20 protein-coding genes are annotated in these 21,412 nt (G+C 41.0%); 4 read left to right on the forward strand and 16 right to left on the reverse strand.

All coding sequences use genetic code 11. The features are described 5' to 3' along the window. Window positions 1–5: 5 nt before the first annotated feature. The 4 genes from EV695_RS14315 to EV695_RS14330 form a co-directional block, all read right to left on the reverse strand. Window positions 6–545: a YgjP-like metallopeptidase domain-containing protein gene (locus EV695_RS14315; protein WP_131906659.1), complete on the reverse strand. Its 540-nt coding sequence runs from the start codon at window positions 543–545 to the stop codon at window positions 6–8. Window positions 546–627: 82 nt separating this feature from the next. Then, window positions 628–2,346, reverse strand: coding sequence for a S8 family serine peptidase (locus EV695_RS14320; RefSeq protein ID WP_243651639.1), 1,719 nt, complete (start codon window positions 2,344–2,346; stop codon window positions 628–630). Between the two features lie 76 nt (window positions 2,347–2,422). After that, window positions 2,423–3,778, reverse strand: a complete 1,356-nt coding sequence (locus EV695_RS20425) for a tail fiber protein (protein WP_131906661.1) — start codon at window positions 3,776–3,778, stop codon at window positions 2,423–2,425. Window positions 3,779–3,828: 50 nt separating this feature from the next. Next, window positions 3,829–4,014 carry a hypothetical protein gene (locus EV695_RS14330; protein ID WP_131906662.1) on the reverse strand — a complete coding sequence of 62 codons (186 nt, stop codon included), beginning with the start codon at window positions 4,012–4,014 and terminating at the stop codon, window positions 3,829–3,831. A 759-nt stretch (window positions 4,015–4,773) separates the two neighbouring features. On the opposite strand from EV695_RS14330, the gene EV695_RS14335 reads away from it, so the two are divergent. The 3 genes from EV695_RS14335 to EV695_RS14345 are packed head-to-tail and all read left to right on the forward strand — an operon-like array spanning window position 4,774 to window position 8,077. Further along, complete coding sequence (locus tag EV695_RS14335) at window positions 4,774–5,025, forward strand: OadG family protein (protein ID WP_131906663.1); 252 nt, start codon at window positions 4,774–4,776, stop codon at window positions 5,023–5,025. A gap of 58 nt (window positions 5,026–5,083) precedes the next feature. Further along, window positions 5,084–6,901, forward strand: a complete 1,818-nt coding sequence (oadA, locus tag EV695_RS14340; protein ID WP_131906664.1) for a sodium-extruding oxaloacetate decarboxylase subunit alpha — start codon at window positions 5,084–5,086, stop codon at window positions 6,899–6,901. A 9-nt stretch (window positions 6,902–6,910) separates the two neighbouring features. After that, window positions 6,911–8,077: a sodium ion-translocating decarboxylase subunit beta gene (locus EV695_RS14345; RefSeq protein WP_131906665.1), complete on the forward strand. Its 1,167-nt coding sequence runs from the start codon at window positions 6,911–6,913 to the stop codon at window positions 8,075–8,077. A gap of 644 nt (window positions 8,078–8,721) precedes the next feature. Here EV695_RS14345 and nrfD read toward each other — a convergent pair. The 12 genes from nrfD to dsrA form a co-directional block, all read right to left on the reverse strand. Then, window positions 8,722–9,936: an NrfD/PsrC family molybdoenzyme membrane anchor subunit gene (nrfD, locus tag EV695_RS14350; protein WP_131906666.1), complete on the reverse strand. Its 1,215-nt coding sequence runs from the start codon at window positions 9,934–9,936 to the stop codon at window positions 8,722–8,724. A gap of 1 nt (window position 9,937) precedes the next feature. Beyond that, on the reverse strand, window positions 9,938–10,666 hold the full coding sequence (gene dsrO / locus EV695_RS14355; protein ID WP_131906667.1) for a sulfate reduction electron transfer complex DsrMKJOP subunit DsrO: 729 nt from the start codon (window positions 10,664–10,666) through the stop codon (window positions 9,938–9,940). Beyond that, window positions 10,663–11,286, reverse strand: coding sequence for a hypothetical protein (locus tag EV695_RS14360; RefSeq protein ID WP_131906668.1), 624 nt, complete (start codon window positions 11,284–11,286; stop codon window positions 10,663–10,665). The genes dsrO and EV695_RS14360 overlap by 4 nt, the downstream gene beginning before the upstream one ends. 31 nt (window positions 11,287–11,317) lie before the next feature. Next, window positions 11,318–13,285, reverse strand: coding sequence for an NAD(P)-binding protein (locus EV695_RS14365; protein WP_131906669.1), 1,968 nt, complete (start codon window positions 13,283–13,285; stop codon window positions 11,318–11,320). A gap of 99 nt (window positions 13,286–13,384) precedes the next feature. Next, window positions 13,385–15,070: a sulfate reduction electron transfer complex DsrMKJOP subunit DsrK gene (gene dsrK / locus EV695_RS14370; RefSeq protein WP_207907093.1), complete on the reverse strand. Its 1,686-nt coding sequence runs from the start codon at window positions 15,068–15,070 to the stop codon at window positions 13,385–13,387. Window positions 15,071–15,143: 73 nt separating this feature from the next. Then, window positions 15,144–15,899 (reverse strand): respiratory nitrate reductase subunit gamma, encoded by a 756-nt coding sequence (locus EV695_RS14375; RefSeq protein WP_131907078.1) that lies wholly within the window; start codon window positions 15,897–15,899, stop codon window positions 15,144–15,146. Window positions 15,900–16,096: 197 nt separating this feature from the next. After that, a complete protein-coding gene (locus EV695_RS14380; protein ID WP_131906670.1) occupies window positions 16,097–16,429 on the reverse strand; it encodes a TusE/DsrC/DsvC family sulfur relay protein in 333 nt (110 codons plus the stop codon). Window positions 16,430–16,533: 104 nt separating this feature from the next. Continuing rightward, on the reverse strand, window positions 16,534–16,842 hold the full coding sequence (tusB, locus tag EV695_RS14385) for a sulfurtransferase complex subunit TusB (RefSeq protein ID WP_131906671.1): 309 nt from the start codon (window positions 16,840–16,842) through the stop codon (window positions 16,534–16,536). Between the two features lie 22 nt (window positions 16,843–16,864). Further along, window positions 16,865–17,269, reverse strand: coding sequence for a sulfurtransferase complex subunit TusC (gene tusC, locus EV695_RS14390; protein ID WP_131906672.1), 405 nt, complete (start codon window positions 17,267–17,269; stop codon window positions 16,865–16,867). Window positions 17,270–17,274: 5 nt separating this feature from the next. Continuing rightward, window positions 17,275–17,667, reverse strand: a complete 393-nt coding sequence (gene tusD, locus EV695_RS14395) for a sulfurtransferase complex subunit TusD (RefSeq protein ID WP_131906673.1) — start codon at window positions 17,665–17,667, stop codon at window positions 17,275–17,277. A 35-nt stretch (window positions 17,668–17,702) separates the two neighbouring features. Further along, entirely contained in the window at window positions 17,703–18,779 is a 1,077-nt protein-coding gene (dsrB, locus tag EV695_RS14400; protein ID WP_131906674.1) for a dissimilatory-type sulfite reductase subunit beta, read from the reverse strand. 95 nt (window positions 18,780–18,874) lie between these two features. Then, entirely contained in the window at window positions 18,875–20,137 is a 1,263-nt protein-coding gene (dsrA, locus tag EV695_RS14405) for a dissimilatory-type sulfite reductase subunit alpha (protein WP_131906675.1), read from the reverse strand. Between the two features lie 315 nt (window positions 20,138–20,452). On the opposite strand from dsrA, the gene EV695_RS14410 reads away from it, so the two are divergent. Beyond that, window positions 20,453–21,376, forward strand: coding sequence for a TauD/TfdA family dioxygenase (locus tag EV695_RS14410; protein WP_131906676.1), 924 nt, complete (start codon window positions 20,453–20,455; stop codon window positions 21,374–21,376). Window positions 21,377–21,412 lie beyond the last annotated feature (36 nt).

Consider the following 21,412-nt stretch of genomic DNA (forward strand, 5'->3'; position numbering starts at 1 on the left):
TGCTATTAATCATAAATCGAACCACCCTGCTCCAACTGGATAAGCATCAAACGCATTTCAAATTCCAATTGATGATAATCAGGTAGCATGTGTAAACACAGTCGATAGAATGCTTTGTTATGTTCTTTCTCTTTCAAATGGGCTAGCTCGTGCACGACAATCATATTTAACAATGCTTCGGATGATTGCTTAAACACCGCACTAACGCGCAATTCGTTTTTTGCCTTAAGCTTACTCCCTTGTTTGCGCGAGACATAACTGTGCAAACCCAAAGCATTGTGTACCACATGAATTTTGCTGTCATAAATCACCTTGCTCAACGGTGAAGATTTCTTAATATGCTGATTTTTCAGCCCTATTGCATACTCACGTAACTCGTGATCATTATAAATAGTATGTGGCACAGGATGCCGCTGTAATAAAAAATCAGTCAACTTGTCATTAGCCACTAATGACCTAACTTGCCCTACAACTGTAGCGGGATAACTACCAATATATTTTTGAATTGAGGCATCGATCCCCGTAGCTGATGATAATTTAGACATGGTTTACAAAATATCAGAAAGGTATAAATATGACATCATTTCTATTATTAGATATGCCTATTTATAGAAAGAGTTGCATTCATTAGAGATCTTCAAAACTATAGTTAAATTTCCAGCCCTGCCCTTGATTTTTTCCATCAGAGACAAACCAGATTAATACTTTATTACCCCAGCTCACTATTTCTGGAGGGAGTTTAGAACCGCTGATAAGTGCCATGATTTTTCCATTGGTTTTTTCTCCATTGAAGAAATAGAGCTTATCTATTTTTGCCTCTGTATTTAGTTCGGCAAAGTTAAAACGAATCACTTTTCCCTGTGGTGCTGTAATTAACCATTTGCAACTACTATTATAAGAATAATCATCTGCGCCACTGCCATCCTCAAGCACCCCTTCCTTTTTTAAAAATTTAGTGTCACTGCAATATAGTGTCGTGAAATCAATCGGCTCCACTTTATATTCTACAAGCCCTTCTAAGGGTGAATTAGCTTTTAAACGCACCGAAGCTGTAGCCCCGGGAATATAGAAACTGTCTGGCATACTCGCTAGGGAATATTGAAGAAACGCAGGTGAATCTGCGGTTAAACCCTTGTGGACACTGATTACTGCATCACCTGTATCACTTGATAATGAAACTTTTCTAAACCTTATACCTTTAAAACGACCATTAGGTTTGATTGACCATGTACGGGATTGTTGATCCCCACTAATATTTATATTGGAAGTTAAATTTAAATAACCCTGAGGATTAATTAGTCGCTTATTATTTTCATTGTTGTTCTTCAAGCTATCGCAGGCTATTGCTTTAGCCAGATTAACTGCACCTGCCCCGAGCTTATTGCTAAAACGAGGATTAATCGCATCAATCTGATCAGCACTGTTCTTGATACACGCTTTAACCTGCTCCCAGGAATAAGCAGGATTCTGTAACTTTACAATTGCTGCAACAGCAGTGATTATTGCCGATGATTGCGAGGTACCCGTATGTTTTTCGTATCCGCTATCCGTACTAAAACTGGCACTGTAAATATCTTCACCAGGGGCTGAAATATCAACGTATGCACCAAAGTTGGACGGTTTAATCTTTTTATTATCAATATCAAGTGCCGCAACTGATAAGACGCTAGCTTCTGCTGCAGGGTATTGCTTACTATTTGTCGAAAGGTTTCCAGCGGCCGCAACCACTAAAATTCCTTTATCTTTTGCCTGCTTCAGAATTTTTGATTCATGATCCGAAACATGCCCTACTCCCCAAGCTGTAAGGATAATATCGGCGCCTGCATTTATTGCATATTCAATACCTTGATAGCCGTATTTTATATATGGTGTATTCGCTTCATTCTTAATACTTTTAACTGGAATTATCTTTATGTACTTTGGGGCATTATCACCATAAATGGATTCTGTGATTCTGGTAATAATACCGGCTAAATGCGTACCATGATAAAAGTCGAAACGAGTATTTAAAGGCGGTATCACAGAATTATTATTATCAGCCAAATCCCACCCATTGATATCATTTACATAGCCATTCCCATCATCATCCATACCATTTTCGGGGTTTTCCAGTGGATTATTCCAAATATATTTATTGATATCTTTATGAGAAGTTCTAATACCATCATCTACTATGGCAATAAGAATTTTGTTTTTGGGATTTCCACTACCAATCATTTTCGGCAATTTAATTTGCGCTAAATAAGATGATTGTTCAGTTATTTCTTGGGCTTGAACGGTTACCATATTTAATAGCAAACCAATAATTAAAGCGGGAACTAAAGCAATTTGCAGTTGTTTAATCATAAATTCATATAACGCGTAAGTGATACAAAAAGAAGCCTGCTTTGCGCAGGCCTCTACATTTATAATAGTAAAATTTTTATTGAATTGAGATAAGAGTTGATTCAGCACCACCTTTTTCACCCCATACTCTAGGGGAGAGTCCAGGTCCATTACCCGGATGAATGGGTACACGCCCACGAAGATCTGGTAAAGCGAATGAGGTTCTACAATCACCACCATAGGTACAACCAATAATCGAAAACAATGCTGAATGTTGCGATATAGCTAATAGTTGACCATCTGCAAAAGCCCAACCTCTAGGTGCAAAGTTTCCACTAAACATAATTATTTCACCCAAAAGGGGGTCAACTGAACTTCGTGAAGGGAAAACACCTTGCAATGCAATGATATAATTGATTGTGTTAAAAGGTTGCATATTATTCACAGGCTGATCATAGTTTGCAGTATAACTTGGCTTCCCCCCAGCAACATAACTTTCACTAACATTGTCCCAGTACAGCATACTTCCGACTGGAACACCGTTAGTAGGTACTGGATTTGATGCCGTTTTATATGCAGGAGGCGTTAGATCAGAATCCCACACAATAATATCGCCTGTATTAGCGCCATCAGGCAATTCGGTACCAGGCAAACCCTGAGCTCCTTGCGGTCCTTCAGGTCCTGTATCACCTTGTGGTCCTTGTGGTCCAATTGGTCCCACTAAACCCTGAGGCCCTTCTGGCCCGGTATTTCCTATTGGCCCTTGAAGACCAATAGGTCCGGCTACTCCATCTGCACCAGTAGGCCCAGTATCTCCTTTCGGGCCGATAGCACCGGTTAAACCTTGCGGGCCAATCGGACCCTGTGGGCCTGCGGAACCTTCAGCTCCTAAAGCGCCTTTACAATCTAGGACATCAACAACCCCACTACTATCCGTATCTTCGGTTGCTAAATCACCTAAACCGTTACCATTTATATCCCAACATGCAATACCACTAAGGCCTATTGGTCCTTGTGGCCCTTCGACTCCCATAGGCCCAACTGGACCTTGTGGGCCCGTAGCACCAGTATTACCAGCAATTCCCTGAGGTCCTGTTGCGCCTCTTTCCCCAGCAGGACCTGCTACTCCTGTAGCACCAGTGGCACCTTGAGGACCTGTAGCTCCTTGAGGCCCGGTACTACCAGTATCCCCTTTCAGACCTTGTTCACCTTGAGGTCCGGGTATTCCTACCATCTCATTTACGCTGGTACTAAGTACGGTTAGTGATTCTTTATTGGTATCGATAGCACTCGCTAAGTCAGAAAAATTTGTATTCACCTCTGATGCCAGTGCAGGTTGGCCTGCTACAAATGTATGAGTTACCACTGTGCTTTCTGCAAATACTGAATTAGCTCCTACCATTAAAGGTATCGCTAATAAACATGACGTTTTCTTAGATCTTAATTTATACACTTCCAATCTCCCTTGTTATTTATACTTAAAACTTATTTTTATATTCTGTCTTACTGCCAAACGTGGCCGTCATCCCATTTAAAACCCCATTTAGCTTTTTCTTCTAACGTCTCTTGTGAATTTTCATCAACTGAAGTAGAGCTCTTACCGCCACCACATGCTGATAACATTAAAAAAGTCATTAGAACCATAGTTAATTTTACTGCTAAAGATTGATGTTTCCTTATAGACATCATTGGTATATCCCTCATTATTTTTATATTGGAAGTAAAAGAGATAAGCTGCGATTCATCCCATTTACTGCATTTGAAAATCGAATATATTTAGTTATTTTTATATTTTAAAACGTTTCAACGTTTATATTTTTTTACATGTCTCGAAAATAATTATATACGCAAACTAAATTTACAAGCAATTGCTTGAGACAGCATATGTACTCTGCTTTGCTAAATAAGTGAGTTTTTGAATCGAGTAAAAATCAATAAAATTTGATGTAACCACCTGTTTTTTAGTAAAAATTAATGCTCACTATAAACCCCAAAAAACTTAATCAAAAGAATTAAAATTATTTAAATAAACGGTTAACAAAATAGTCCTTTTGTCAGTTTTTGTTTAATTCCACCTAAATAATAACTCGGATAATCAGATTCATTTAAAAAGCGTGCACATGTAAACATGTGTCTTCAAAAGTCTGATTAATGCACAAATGAATTAATAGAGTTAAGGTAGTTATCAATTAAAAATAAATAATAAAAAATGACACCCCCCTACTTTGAGCCACTTTTTTCATCAATTGATTTTCCAATAATTAAAATTGCTTTTCCAGTATGAAAACGATCTGAATTGACATCACTTAACAGGAAAGATAATTTGTATCTGGTTCATAATTGAAACTTTTGCTGTGATTGTCAGCTTTTTTTCCTATTATGATGGTAGTATCCCTCCTGAAATAAATTTTCAGTTTTTAATCATTAATTCAAGAACACTCTATAAATATGGATAATTCTTTAATAGAACAAGGGTTTAATCTCATGCTTTTTGGCATGGGGACAGTATTTATTTTCCTTACGATACTTATTTTCGCTACCGCGGGCATGTCTAAAACGATATTACGCTGGTTTCCTGAAAAAATTATTGAACCACCTACCCCAAAAAAGAGAGCTACGGCAGCTAGTGGGGCTAGTATTGCTCCTGCTACCTTAAAAATACTTCAAGCAGCCATAGACCAACACCGTAAAGGTAAATAAACGAATTCCCATTTTTTGTTGGGGTAAACGATAACCTAAATGAAATAGTTAAAGCACTATGAGTCAGAAACAAAATACAAGCAACAACCCCAATAAACTTCAAATCACTGATGTGGTTTTACGTGATGGGCATCAATCTTTATTCGCGACTAGAATGAGACTTGCAGACATGTTACCTATTGCTGAAAAGCTAGATAATGTGGGTTATTGGTCAGTTGAAACATGGGGCGGAGCGACGTTTGACTCTTGCATACGCTTCCTCGGTGAAGATCCATGGGATCGTATTCGCCAACTTAAAGCAGCAATGCCTAAAACGCCTCAACAAATGCTGTTTCGTGCTCAAAATATCCTCGGTTACCGTCATTATGCAGACGATGTTGTTAATAAATTCGTAGAACGAGCGGCCGTAAACGGCGTAGATGTTTTCCGTGTTTTTGATGCGATGAATGATACCCGCAATATGGAAACAGCGTTAAAGGCGGTCAAGGAAACAGGTAAGCATGCTCAAGCTACCATGTCTTATACCGTTAGCCCTGTTCATGATCTACAAGGCTGGCTCGATATGGCTAAACGCCTTGAAGACATCGGCAGTGATTCACTCTGTATCAAAGATATGGCGGGATTACTAAAACCTTATGCTGGCTTTGAATTAGTTTCTGAATTAAAGAAGGTTGTTGATTTAGACATCCACGTGCATTGTCACGCCACGACTGGCTTATCTTGCATGACCAATCTTAAATGTGCTGAAGCTGGTGCGGCTCGCGTTGATACGTCAATATCTTCAATGTCGATGACCTACGGCCATTCTTCTACAGAATCAATGGTTGCGACCATGCAAGGCACAGACCGCGATACGGGTCTTGATTTAGTCCTTATTGAAGAAATTTCTGCTTACTTCCGTGAAGTTCGTAAAAAATACGCAAAGTGGGAAGGTTCTTTAAAAGGTATCGATTCACGTATTTTACTGGCTCAAGTTCCTGGTGGCATGCTTACCAATATGGAAGGTCAACTCAAAGAACAAGGTGCTGGCGACAAACTAGACGAAGTATTAGCGGAAATTCCTAGAGTACGAAAGGATCTTGGTTATATTCCACTGGTTACACCAACTTCTCAAATCGTTGGGACACAGGCTGTACTCAATGTATTAACAGGTGAGCGTTATAAAAAGCTTACCGGTGAGGCTGCCGGTGTTCTTCGTGGCGAATATGGCGCAACGCCTTCTAACGTGAATGAAGAGTTACAAAAGGAAGCTTTGGCTGGAGACGAACTAGTCACTTGCCGACCTGCTGATTTACTCGAGTCTGAATTAGATAAGATCAAAGACGAACTTGTCGCAATTGCTAAAGAGAAGTCTATAGAACTTACTGAAGGCGAAGGCTTGATCGATGATGTTCTGACCTATGCTCTATTCCCTCAGGTGGGATTGAAATTCCTTGAAAACAGAAACAACCCTGATGCATTTGAGCCTATCCCAACAGGTAAAGAAGGTTCTACAGTAACATCAGCAACGGGAGAAGAGGTTTACACCGTAACCGTTGATGGCGTTGATCATGTTGTTACCGTTGGCAATGGTGGTGATATCACGGGTGTTGTTCCTACCTCTGGCGGATCTGCTGCAGGCGCATCAGCAGCTGGCGCGGGTGCCGCACCAAGCTCTTCGGAAGGGGAAGGTTTCCCAGCACCGATGGCAGGAAACGTATTTAAGGTTCAGGTCGCTCCGGGAGATCTCGTTGATGAAGGTGATGTAATGATCATTCTTGAGGCAATGAAAATGGAGATTACGGTGATCGCACCTAAGTCCGCTACTGTCGTAGATGTCGCAGTAAAAGAAGGCGACGATGTAGCCCTCGGCGATATATTAGTGACACTGGCCTAGGACTCGCTCATGGAAACTCTATTAAAATTATGGGGCGATTCTGGTATCGCTCAATTACAATTTGGCCAGGCAGCTATGATGCTTGTTGCCTTGGTGTTGCTCTATCTTGCGATTAAAAAGGGGTTTGAACCTCTACTTTTAGTGCCTATCGCTATTGGTACACTTCTGGTTAATGTGCCAGGTGGCGGTTTTGAAGCGGCCCCCGTTTATGATTCGCTTGGACACATGACGAGTCCTGGCGGCATGATGTATTACATCTATAACGTTGGTATCGCCTCAGGTATGTTCCCGCTTATTATCTTTATGGGCGTGGGCGCGATGACTGATTTTGGTCCGCTACTTGCTAATCCTAAAACCTTATTATTAGGCGCTGCAGCTCAGTTCGGCATCTTCGCAACGGTCATCGGCGCAGTAAGCTTAAGCTACTTTGGTATCCTTGATTTTAGTCTGAATGATGCTGCAGCTATTGGTATTATCGGTGGTGCAGATGGCCCAACAGCTATCTTCGTAACCAGTAAACTGGCCCCGGATATTCTCGGACCTGTAGCGGTTGCTGCTTATTCATATATGGCATTGGTTCCGATTATTCAGCCGCCTATTATGCGTGCATTAACCACTGAAAAAGAACGTTCTATTCAAATGGTTCAGTTACGCCATGTAACGAAAACAGAAAAAATCGTATTCCCATTATTACTACTTGGACTTGTCGCAATGGTATTACCTAGCGCGGCTCCTCTTTTAGGGATGTTCTGTTTTGGTAACTTAATGCGTGAAGCGGGCGTGGTAGATCGCTTGAGTGATACTGCTCAAAACTCATTGATCAATATTGTAACAATCTTCCTTGGTCTGGGTGTTGGATCAAAAATGAGCGCAGATAAATTCCTTAACTGGGAAACACTGGGTATTCTTGCATTAGGCGCAGTTGCTTTCTGTATTGGTACTGCTTCGGGTATCTTACTCGCTAAACTGATGAATAAATTCAGCGAGAATCCAATCAACCCGTTGATCGGTTCTGCAGGTGTTTCTGCTGTGCCTATGGCGGCCCGTGTATCGAATAAAGTCGGACTAGAATCAAACCCACACAACCATTTACTTATGCACGCTATGGGACCAAATGTTGCTGGTGTTATTGGATCTGCTATTGCAGCAGGTGTGATGATTAGTATGGTTAGCTAAGCAAAAACACGACTATTACTTCATTTTAATCAGAAGCTAACTTCAACGAATAGCTTCTGATTAAAATGACACCCCCCTACTTTGAGGCAGTTTTTCTGCTGTCTTTTACGCCAAACGCTTAGTTCACTATAGATTTAATCTTAATCTAGTTCTCTCTCTCTCTTTGATTATTGGCTACGCTTTTCCTTTAGTTGTGATGTGATAAGTCGTTTCGTATCGTTTACTTTAATCAGCTTCTCATCCTTTTCTGAATGAACTCCAGTCTTACATAGTGAACTCATATCTAGATAACAATATAAATGATTGTAAAATGAGGTGTTCAACTCAAGTTATCTAACGAAATACAATGCATTTCTTAAGGCAAAAACAGCTATTAGATTGGTGGAATCTCAGAGATGCGAGACTGGATATTTTCAATAAAAAGAGACTGTTGTTTTTGATTAAAGGCACCCCCCTACTTTGGGGCACTTTTTTTACAGGGTTTTACAGAGATTAAAATATCTTTGAATTAATTCATTGTGAGTTTAATTTTGACTAGATGGAGTTCTACATAGCTCTCAATACATGGCTCAATACATGACTAAACACTAACTAATAAACTATTCACTCAGATCATTACCTAGTGAATACTAAGTAATGAGTTTTTAAGAATGATGTGGGTCTACACTCGCATCTGACAACGTCGTTGGTAACAACCGGAAGATTTTCATCCCGATAATCAGGAAACAAATGGCAAGACCTACTCCGCCTATACCTAAAAGATATTCCGGCAAGGTAGCTGAGTATGCATTGAAAACACCATCAGAGAATGTACTACTGGTTTCCGAGTTTGGGAACAACACCAATGGATACGATTGTCCACCAATCAAGATCACATAAATCTGGGCAAGACCGCCAAAAACAGCTAATGCTGCGGCCACAGCCAATGCCATTCTATTATTTCTAAGGAAGGTACACCAAACCAGAAACATAGGTACCAAGCTCCCAAAAAGGATTTGGCCGTACCAGAATAGATTAGAGAACGGACCACCATTAAGGATATAGGACTCAACACCATGATGTTCTGTGGCATAGAGATTGGTTAAGTGCCTCACTAATTCCAGGAAAAATACCAAGGCAATAAAAATCGCCAAGGTATAACGTAAACGATTTAATACGGCATCACCTAATTCACGACCCGTCATTTTGAAACTTGCCATCAGCACTAATGTGTAGATCGCAGTACCATATACGTAGGATGCTACGATAAATAATGGCGCTAGAATTGCGGCATCGTAATACTGTCTCGCAACCAGAAAACCGAAGATTGAGCCAGTACCCATAGTCAGCACAAAGCGCCAGATCATATTGATGATACCAACAGGCTTATACAGTTTTTTAGACGCTTTACTGCGATCCATCATCGTCCATAGATAGACGGCAATAATTGCTATGAAACCGGAATAAAGGATAATGTTCCACGCAAATATCGATTTAAAATTAATATAACCAAATGCCATTTCGATAACATGTCCTATGCTTCCTAAATCAAGCAATAAAACGACCAAACCACCAATCAGTAGCGCTACTGCGAGAAAAGCAGATAAACGCCCTAATGGCTGATATATTTTTTTACCAAAGACCGTACCAACAGTCGCCACGTTAGCAGCACCTGATGCAGCAACGATTAAGAATATCGCAAACACATGAGGCATCCCCCATACGATTTGATTATTCATCCCGGTAACATAATGACCATGATGATGTATGTAGTAAAACGCAGCGATACCAGCCAAAGCCAATAAACCAAAGAAACCCAAAACAGCCCAATAGCCGAGACCACTATTTTTAACTTCACTGAATACGGTATTTGTAGACATTTTATATACCCCAGTAACGCACGCCAGTATTCAACTCGAGATCAGCACGAATCTGCGTTCCACCATATTGTTTTAATACTTTGCTGATTTGGCTGTTTTCGTCGTTTAAATCACCAAATAGCATTGCCTCAGGCGCTGCATCAACACACGCTGGATTCTTTCCTGCATCGACGCGATTAACACACATATTGCAAGATTCAACCGTACCCTTACCACGGGGAGTGCCTGGGCGTTGATCTACCAGAGTTTCATGAACGAAACTTCTGGCTTTGTAAGGACACGCCATCATGCAGTAACGACAACCAATACAGATGTGTTTATTCACCTGGACGATTCCATCTGCACGCTTCATTGATGCACCAGTTGGGCATACATCGACGCAAGGCGCAGTCTCACAATGTTGACACATAACGGGTAAACTCATTGTTTTACCAGTCATTTTTTCTGTGACTTTTACTTTACGTATCCATTGTGCATCTTGTTGATCGTTTGAGTGTTTTTCATCACCCCAACCATGTTCTTTTTTACAGGCTTCAATACAGGCATCACCGCCATCGCTCAGCTTATTAATATCTATCAGCATGCCCCAACGTACTTTATCGCTGATTGGCTCATCGGCAGGTTTAGCCTGCACTTCGCGCAAGAATACACCCGGCGCAATTGTTACAGCTGCTGCTGTTCCTGCTAGGCCAGAGAGGAAATTTCGGCGGTATGAATCTATCTTACTCACTGATCACTCCCTTTTTTAGAGCTCGCTTTATTACTTTGATCTGTTTTCACATCTGAAACTTCATTGGTATCAAAAGTGACGTTTTTAGCCAATGACAGTGTTGCAATTTCATCGCTTACATTTGCCTGGATATAACTTTTAATTTCAGTATGTGCTTTAGAATTATGATAATTCTGTATTGAATTGGATATTGATGTAGTTGGTTGCTTTACAGGGTGATCAACATGACATTCAAAACAATCTAATTTAGCAGCTACATAGCCATGACACGTCGAGCAGAAATGCTCGGGGTTGGTATGCCGTAAAACTTCACCATTATGCTGTTCTGGCACATGACAATTAATGCAGGCATTCAAACTATACTTTTGCGTTCGAATTCCATTGTAGACAGTTTCATCTCGTTTATGCATAAGCTCATCCATGTGATTCTTACGCATGTGAGCTACATGTTTATCGCGGATTTCATCAGAATCAAACTGCTTTGATGCTTTCATCAATGCAGGCGGCTCACTATCACAGGCACTTAAGCTTAGAAGTGTTACCGATAAAAACGATAATAAAACAGCCAAAGGTACTGACTGTTTTAAAAACCGTGTGAATGTAGATTGAATTCTCAACATATTGTTCTCTGAAAATTGCTGATAGCCAGAATTAACCGCCTAGGCCCATTTCAATGTAGCCTGTAGGACAAACATCAGAACAGATATGACAACCAATGCATTTGTTGTAATCAGTATCAACATATCTTCCCGTTGTAGATTGGTCTTTTTTGACTCTGAAGACAGCATCTTGAGGGCAGTAAATAACACAGTTATCGCACTCAAAACACATACCACAACTCATGCAACGTTCCGCTTCATCGACAACTTGTTGCTCTTCAAGTGCGTTCATACGCTCGACAAAGTGACCTAGTACCTGATTCTCATTTGGCACATCTTCAGTACGTTTATTTCGCTCTACATTTTCGAAATGACCCAGGAATAGTTCGCTGGAAGCGACAATTTCATGTTCAGAACGATCATCAAAGTTATGTACTGCAAAATCGTCTTTATCTGTACCACGAAGATCTTCTTCTTTACCCTCTTCATAAGAAACCGGGCTCAAGTTAAATTCTTTTAGTTTGTCTAATAAGTCAAAATGGTGTTTATCGACTTTTGGACGTTTGCTTAACTTTTCTTCGTTATGAACAAGATAGTGATCAATGGTTTCAGCAGCTATTGAAGCCTGTCCGATTGCAGTCGTTAATAAGTGAGGACGAACAATATCACCAGCAACGAAGTGTCCTTCTTTTCCAGGAACCTGATAAAAGTTATCAGCATCGATAGCGTTACGGTCATTACCGTATTCCTCGACACCTTCTAAGTCACCAAACTGTCCGATAGCAGAAACGATAAGATCAGCTTCGATTAACGTCTCTTTACCGCCCTCTTTTGGCTTAGGCATATTGCCTTCCATAACAGCTTCAACCACTTTAAGTCCAATGGCTCTGCCATTTTCGTCAACAACGATTTCAGAAGGCATTACTTCGGTTAAAATTGTGACGCCTTCGATTAGTGCGTCTTGAACTTCATGCTCGGCAGCGGTCATTTGATCCAATGGAAACAATGACGTTAAGGTAACTTCCGCAGGTACTTTATTCGCAGGTTCTGCATCATGCTTCACTTTACCCGTTGCAACATCTTCAGCGTGCTCTGTGTAATTAGCTAATGAACCGATACGACGAGAGACAGAAACCACATCGATAGAAGTATCACCACCACCCACACAAACAACTTTAGGTGCAGTGTATTTCATATCACCAAGATTAAAGGCTTCCAGAAATTTTACTGCCGTAACAGCATTAGGAACTTGATCCCAGTTATCTACAAATAAACCACGACCATTTTTACAACCTAATGCCCAAAGAATGGCATCATATTCACTTTCAAGATCAGCAACCGCCACATCTTTACCAACACGTGTGTTTAGTTTTACTTCAACGCCATCCATATTTGTAATTCGGGCGATTTCAGCATCCATGCTGTCACGTGGTACACGATATCCCGGTATACCGTAACGAGCCATGCCACCCAATTGTGCATGATCGTCAAAAATTGTTGAGTAATGCCCCATTTTTCGTAATTGATACGCTGCCGCCATTCCAGCAACTCCGCCACCAATAATGGCAACTTTCTTACCTGTTGGCGTTGCAGAATCATCGAAAGTTAAACCTGCCGCTGTCGCTTGATCACCAATGTACTGTTCTACAGAGTTGATTCCTACAAACTCGTCAACATCATTTCGGTTACAACCTTCTTCACAAGGTGCAGGACAAACTCTACCCATCATAGAAGGAAATGGATTCGCATCGGTAGAACGACGGAATGCATATTCCTGCATGGTCATGTCACCTGTTGGCTTTTCTATGCCACGGACAATCTGTAGCCAGCCACGGATATCTTCACCAGAAGGACAACTTCCCTGACATGGTGGAGTTTTCTGAATATAGGTAGGACATTTATACGATGTATCTTCCTGGAAGATATGGTCTCCCATGCTGCTCCACGTATCATCGCCATCATCGTAACGACGAAATGTGTGGGTCTGTGCCAATTTCTTATCATCAGGTGAAGTTGCCATGCTTATATCTCCATTACTCTATCCAGAAAATTCTAGATAATTTAATTTCTAAAACGCTGTTAAAGATTTTCAACTCTTAATAGTCAAAAATAGCGTAATTTACTTATCGCTAGTTTCTTTCTCAGCTTCTTCGGATTCTTTTGCTGCCTTTTCTGCCGCTGCTTTTTCTCTTGCAGCTGCCCACTCTGCCTCTTCAGCAGCTTCTTTTGCTTCTATTTCTTCTTCAGTAAGTTGGCCCGTCAAGAAAATCGCGTTACTCACTAACTGATGCACACTGACAATCATATCCATACTGAATCCATAGTAAGGAACGACCTTTGTGAATTGGGACTTACAAATAGCGCAGATCGCCGCCATGTGAGTTACCTGATGCTTATCAGTAACATGTTTAAGTGCTTCCATTCTTGGCTGCGCACCTTTAATACGAATATCCATCAGATCATCAGTCAGGATTCCGCCACCGCCGCCACAACAGAATGTTGCGTCATGAATTGTGTCCGCCGGCATATCTACAAAGTTATTACAAACTGCTCTAATCACATTACGGGGAATATCGAACTGACCACCGGGTTTTGCTCCCATACGACTACCACGTGCAATATTACAAGAGTCATGAAAAGTCAGAACCATGTCGTCATTCTTTGACTTATCAATATTCAGCTTACCGGCCGCTAATGCAGGCTCAGTAATTTCTAATACGTGTTGTGGAATTGGGTAATTCTGATCAAGAAAATCAAAGGGTCCAGCTAGTGTATTTAAGAAGCTATACGCCACACGCCACGCGTGACCGCATTCGCCAAATACAATACGTTTAACACCCAAGTCTTGAGCTGCCTTACGAATACGCAGAGATATTTTACGCATATTCTCGTAACTGCCGATAAACATCCCGAAGTTAGCACCTTCAGATGCATAAGAGCTTAATGTCCAATCGAGTCCTAGCTCATGAAATACTTTTGCATAACCCATCAAACCATCAACATGGGGTTCTGCAAAGAAATCAGCTGAAGGGGTAATTAGAAGTATTTCTGCGCCTTTTTTATCCAAAGGTAATTTAACTTCGACGCCTGTTTCATCGTAAATATCCTCTTCCAGACCTTCTAAGGTATCAGCTAATGCTGCTTCTGGTAGACCAAGATTATTACCAATCTTATTAAGCTTACCCATGATCTCAGTACAGTACTTCTGCCCCATACCAATATGATCAAGAATCTCACGCGCTGCCATTGATATTTCAGCAGTATCGATACCATAAGGACAAAAAACCGAGCAACGACGACATTGTGAACACTGGTGATAGTAGTTATACCAATCTTTAACCACATCTTCGTCTAGTTCAGCCGCACCAACAAATCCGGGCATACCCATTTTGCCGAAAAACTTACCAGCAAAGGTAAAGTAACGACGATACACTTTGCGCAATAAATCTTGTCTGGCGACGGGCATGTTCTTAGGATCTGTTGTTCCTAAGTAGTAATGACACTTATCTGTGCACGCACCACACTTTACACAAATGTCTAAAAATACCTGAAGCGATCGGTAGCGCCCCTTTAGGTCCGCCATTTTGTCTAGCGCACGCTCTTTCCAATTCTCAACTAAGGTATCAGTATTTCCGTATGCAGAAACATCTTCAGGCATATTGAAGTCTGTTGGAAAATGCATTGCATCCTGAAATTCAGGTTTAGAAACCCAGGGCCCATGAGATTTCATTGCATCAGGCTGCAAAGCTGGCACATCTACTATGCCATCTTCACCGGTTATTTCAGGAACATCATAATCAGCCACAATGATTCTCCCATACTTTATTCTCGATTTCAGACACCAATTTGCTGCTTAGTTTCAGGTTTATTAGCATCGTTTAATCCAACTCATCCAGGAACATTTTATTTTGCTTTTCTAACTCTTCAGCCCACGGAGCTACATGTCGTTTTTCACGCGGGTTATCTACTTGATTTCGAGTAGGACTAAAGAAAATACCAGGCGCATGCAATAATTTACTGATTGGAAAAATCAGCATCAAAATGGCGACTAGCCCTAAATGTAATAGTAATAGCCCATCAGTAGGAAGCGGTTGCCAATCGAAGGTAATTAGCCCTCTAAAGAATGCTTTAACCATTACTATGTCAGTATGACTAACAAAGGACATTAGCAAACCTGAAATACCAATCATGATTAGCAATAACAGCATGGCGATGTCAGAAGGTGCTGAAATATAACGAACGCGGTCGATAAAAAGTCGACGGGCTAATAAACCTAACAAACCAATGATAAACAGGAATCCAGCATACTTACCAAACGGCTGCATAAACTGAACGAAACCCCAAATTGGTTCTTGCACGTATCTGAAGTGGCGAATCACAATCAGCAACATTGCATAGTGAAACAGAAAACCCAATGCCCACAACAATTTGTCCGAACGGAAGAGACTCTTAAATAAGAATACTTCTTGCATCATTCGAATCACTACCCCACCCTGTGTGACAGGTGCTGGCGTTGTAGGGATTTTGAGTGGTGCTGGGACTTTAGCGTATATTCGGATTTTATTTGCAACACCTAGTACCAATACAAGTGTCGCAGCCCAAAATAATACGGCATAAATAACACCAATGGTCATTTGCACTATGTAGCTCCTAAAATTCTTCTATCTCTATAACTTATTGTAATTCTTAATTTTTTATACTTTACTTCTTTTTCTAAAACTCACAAAAGTACTCGGGACTTATAAAAAAGACCAACTTTGATGAGTTTGAGAAAAAGAATTCGGAGATATTACGCTCCGAAATCTTTCAGACTACGTTATAAGCTCTGGGCTTACACACAACCCGTAGGCTTTGGAAGACCAGCATACTTACACGCTTGCTTACCAGGACCGTATGGGAATAAAGAGTAAAGGTACTTAGAGTTGCCTTTGTCTTTGCCTAAACGTTTACCAACAGCTTTTGTTAGAACACGAACTGCAGGAGCAATTTGATACTCTTCGTAATATTCACGAAGGAAGTTAATGATATCCCAGTGCTCATCTGTTAATTCTACGTCTTCACCTGATGCTAATGCTTTAGCAATTTCTGGCGTCCAAGCACTAAGGTCAACTAAATAACCTTCTTCATCTAATTCAATTGATTGACCATCTAATTCGAGTGCCATGTGAGCTCTCCTCTTGTTTATATACAAAAAATATAAAAATAAAAAATATCAGCTAAAAATCGTATTTCAGGTCACTTGGAAAATCCAAGTTAATGTCATACAGGTTATAGCCAGCTTTGTGTCGTCTCGTTTTCTACGGTCAAGTCGACAAAACCTGCATAATCAACAGCTTTAATACCATCGATCATACGATCTTCACTTAAACCACGTGCTGCAAGATCACCACCTAAAACATACACTGACTTATCTGCCAATGCTGCCTTAAGTTTCTCAGAAAATGATGTTCCATCGATTGCACCAACGGTGGCATCTTCGATCATCAAAATTGAGTCACCTGCTTTAGCATGATTTAAACAACTTCTAAAAGCCACCTTTTCAAACGGTGACTTGTTTACAATATGTAGCATTGCCATTCTAGTATTCTCCGTTAGGTGATTAGAAGCTAAGAGTAACTTCTTGTTCGGCCATAACATCAGCCATTTCAGAACGACTTACCATGATAATTGATGGCTTTTCTGTCCAATCCTCATCTTCGTCTTCCCAAACAAGATCCATAAGATCATCTTGAGTTAAACCACGTTCTTCCAAAGACTCTTTCTCGACATAAAGCTTATTCACTTCATAGTCTCCTAGAGCTTTATAAGTATTAGAGAAGTTCTTTTGCCCAATACCTGTTGTGTCTTGACCCTTAGTGATCTGATAAACACCGTCATCTATAAAAGCAAGTGAAACATCTTGCTCGAATGCTGCAGATATCAACACAACTTCCAGTGACTCTAGCGCATAAGCTGTACCGTAAGGCGCTTTACGATTAACAAACATGAATTTCTTAGTAGCCATTTCGTTTAATCTCCAAATACAACAGTGCGATCAGCTTCAATTCCACCTTCGATCAATTGACCCAAACCAGAAATACGGAAGCCTTCAATTATATTGTTAGCATCCAAGCCCTGTCGCTTGGCTTCATCTTCATCCATGATGCCGCGTCGTTGTGCAGCAGCAATACAGATCACCAAATCAAGATCGTGCTCTTTTGCAAGCTCTGACCACTCTTTCTGGATCAAACGATCATCTGCCGGCGGAACACTTAAACGTGTGCCGTTGTTTACGCCATCGTGATAAAAGAAGATTCGAAAAATTTCGTGCCCTTGCGCCAATACTGCGCGAGCGAACTGAAGTGCCGAATCAGCAGACTGATGCTGATAAGGCCCTTCGTTAACCATAATTGTAAATTTCATCTATAAATCCTAATTGATAACTATGTAAAAACGATCTAGAAACGAATGTGCGTAGACGAATTCAAATTCGCACGCGCTCCGCGCCAGTTATCAATGTGGTACTTAGTGAAAGGCAAACCTGTCACTTCAAAGAAACGCGGCCATCCGATACGCTCAACCCATTCGTTGATACGTTCCCAATCACGAGCGCCTTCTTTGTAGCTCTCAAGAATCTTCTTAACTACTGCAGTCGCTTCAGGCCAGCGTGGTGGATTATTTGGAATACCAGCCGCAACTAAACGTTGGAATGTTGGCTTACCACGAGCATTAGAGTGATTACCACCGATCCAGATTGCAAGCTGAGTAAACTCATGATCATTAATCTGCATCGGAGGACATGGCGGGTAACAAGCACCACAACAAATACACTTTTTCTCATCCACTTCCAGCGAAGGCTTACCGTCAACCATGGCAGGACGAATCGCCGCAACAGGACAACGAGCAACAACCGATGGACGTTCACACACGTTACCTACAAGAGAGTGATCTATCTTAGGTGGCTTAGTGTGTTGTACATTGATCGCGATATCACCTTGACCACCACAATTGATTTGACAACATGAAGTCGTGATATGAACACGGTTAGGCATATTCCAGTTTGTGAATTCGTCGTATAACTCATCCATCATCGATTTAACAACGCCCGATGCATCAGTACCAGGAATATCACAATGCAACCAACCCTGTGTATGCGAGATCGAAGCAACCGAGTTACGTGTACCACCTACTGCGTAACCTTTATCTTTTAAGGCATCCACTAGTGGCTGAACTTTTTCTTCGTGATCGGTATAGAATTCGATATTACTACGAATAGTGAAACGTACGTGCCCGTCTGCATATTCATCAGCGATATCCATAAGATCGCGCAGAGTGAACACATCAAGGATACGTTGAGTACCCGCTTTTACTGTATAGAGTTTGTCACCATTCTTAGCGACATGGACCATTACGCCTGGCTGCGTATCTTCGTGATAATCCCACATACCGAAGTTACGACGCATTGTCGGGTGCATATATTGAAAGCCATCAGGACAACCTGATTCTATCGGTTCACGCATCTGTGGTTTTGACATGGTTTTGCTCCTAAAATCTGTTAATTAGACGAGATATAAACTACATCTCGCCAATTAGTCATTCATTCTGTAATAAGGTTAGAGTTAAACAGCTACTAGCTAGCAGCTTTCTCTTCACGCTTGCGGTTAAACCACTCTTCAGCAGCCTCATCCCAACCATCTGTTCGCACATAAGATACGTTTCGTGGTTGCGCAATCATGTTTGGATCTGGATCAACGCCAATACCTTCTAGGAAATTAACTAAGCCAATACGCTCAATCATCTCACCTGTACGCTCATGCTCAAGACCATTCTCAGCCCAGAAATCAATGATCTCTTCAGCAAGCTCAACAATCTGCTCATAATCTTCTGCAGTTTCCAGCTTCATGAATGGAACTAGCACTGTTCCCATCAAGTCACCAATCTTCAGCGTACGCTTACCACCACAAAGAATCGTTACACCTTTGTCATCGCCAGGACTGATAGCCTTGGGCACAACATTCATACAATGCATAGAACGTACACAGTTGCTCTCATCGGCGATTAATGAATTATCTTCACCTAGTGAAAGTGATTTTGAATGACAACGTGAAATAACGTTATCCATCACATACTCAACACCTTTGTCAGCAACAAATGCTTTCCAATGGTCCTGATTGATTTTCTTGTGATCTCTCCAGGTACCGATAACAGCAAAATCAGCACGCTCGATAGCATTTTGACAATCGTTAGGACAACCCGAAACTTTAAATTTGAATTTATAAGGAAGCGCTGGACGGTGAACATCGTCAGTAAAGTTATTCACTAGATGACGGTGAACCGCGTGCTCGTTAGCACAAGATTGCTCACAACGTGCTGCACCCACACATGACATCGCTGTACGTACACAGGGACCCGCTCCACCAAGATCCCAACCATAGTCGTTGATCTCATCAAAGAAGTGCTGAAAACTATCATTATCAGCACCGATAAACATGATATTACCTGTCTGACCGTGAAAAGTCTGAAGGCCTGAACCCCATTTTTCCCAACTGTCTGCAAGCTTGCGCATCATGTCAGTTGTGTAGTAGTTACCCGGAGTTGGCTGCACACGTAATGTATGAAACTCTCTAGACTCAGGGAATTTATCCCCTACTTCAGAGAAACGAGGAATAATACCGCCGCCATATCCGAATACCGAGATCGTGCCACCTTTCCAGTAACCCATCTTGGTCTCGTATGAATGCTCAAGCTGACCGAGTAATCCGTTCGTTACATTATTGATACGCTCATCAGGGTGATTGTCACGTAGGTTTTTAATGCCACTGATGAAGCTTGGCCAAGGACCATCTTCTAAAACGTCTAGCATCGGCGTAGGATACTTCTTAATATCAGCCATTATTGCCTCCTCATAATTTTGATTATCTAACAGAGAATAAAAACACTCTGTCACTCAATTTAAGCCGCACTACACCGTCTTTGATATTGGTATATTTACGATATAAGCATATTCTAATAGTTAAGCGCTGATATAAGAATCTCACCCATGGGATGCTATGAAATAATTATCCTATCCCTTAGTGGGTAGGTGTTTTTTTCGACGAAATTTGCGTTAATACAAATGAGTCCTAGAAAAGCAGTAAAGAATATTCGAATATGCTTAAATAGCAAGTAAATATTGCGATAACTCAAGAGCAAATAAACCGGTAAAACTATGCCTTCACCCTTTTCCTTAGCCAATCAAGAAAGTTATCTACGCTGGAGAGATGCCAAGCTTGCAAGGGTTGAAAGTGCTTATCAAAAGTCACCCCCCCACTTTCAGGGCATTATTCAAAATGGTCTTTCGCCTACTGAGAATGAATTAAATAACATCATCAAACAATGCAATGATTATTGTCTCTCTCTGTATCAAATCAGAGACCATGAAAGCTACGATATCAAGCAGACGAAACGTATGATTTTGTCACTTGCCAATAAATTGGGACTTTCACAATTAGATGGCAATATCTGTGCTGACGAAGATAGCCTAACCTCAATCACACAGACAAGCCGAGCGGGTCAACACGAGTACATTCCCTATTCCACAAAACGACTAAGCTGGCACACAGACGGATACTATAATTTACCGCAGAACACCATACATTCGATGCTATTGCATTGTGCTCGACAAGCCGAAGAAGGCGGCGAGTCCAAATTTATGGATCACGAAATTGCTTATATATTGCTGCGTGATGAGAACCCCGACTATATCGAAGCCTTAATGCAGAAAGATGTTCTAACCATTCCCGCCAATATACAAAATGGAAAGGAAATCAGAGCAGCGCAAACAGGTCCGGTTTTTTCATTGAATACTCAAGGGCAGTTACACATGCGTTACTCGGCTCGTAAAAGAAATATTGAATGGAAGCAAGATGCCACCACACTAGATGCTGTGGGATTTATAGAAAAAATGTTTGAAAGTGAGTCAAAATACATCATTAAACATAGATTAAAATCGGGAGAAGGAATCATTTGTCGAAACGTGCTTCATTGCCGTACGGCTTATGTGGATTCTGATCATCCAGAGGAAAAACGTTTACTCTTTCGTGGTCGTTTTTATGACGAACTACCGCTTATAGATGCAAGCAAACACTTATAAAAGCAACCATATTTATTAATTAGAACAAGGTATACA

The organism is Cocleimonas flava, from assembly GCF_004339015.1.
In the GTDB taxonomy this organism is placed as follows: Bacteria; Pseudomonadota; Gammaproteobacteria; order Thiotrichales; family Thiotrichaceae; genus Cocleimonas; species Cocleimonas flava.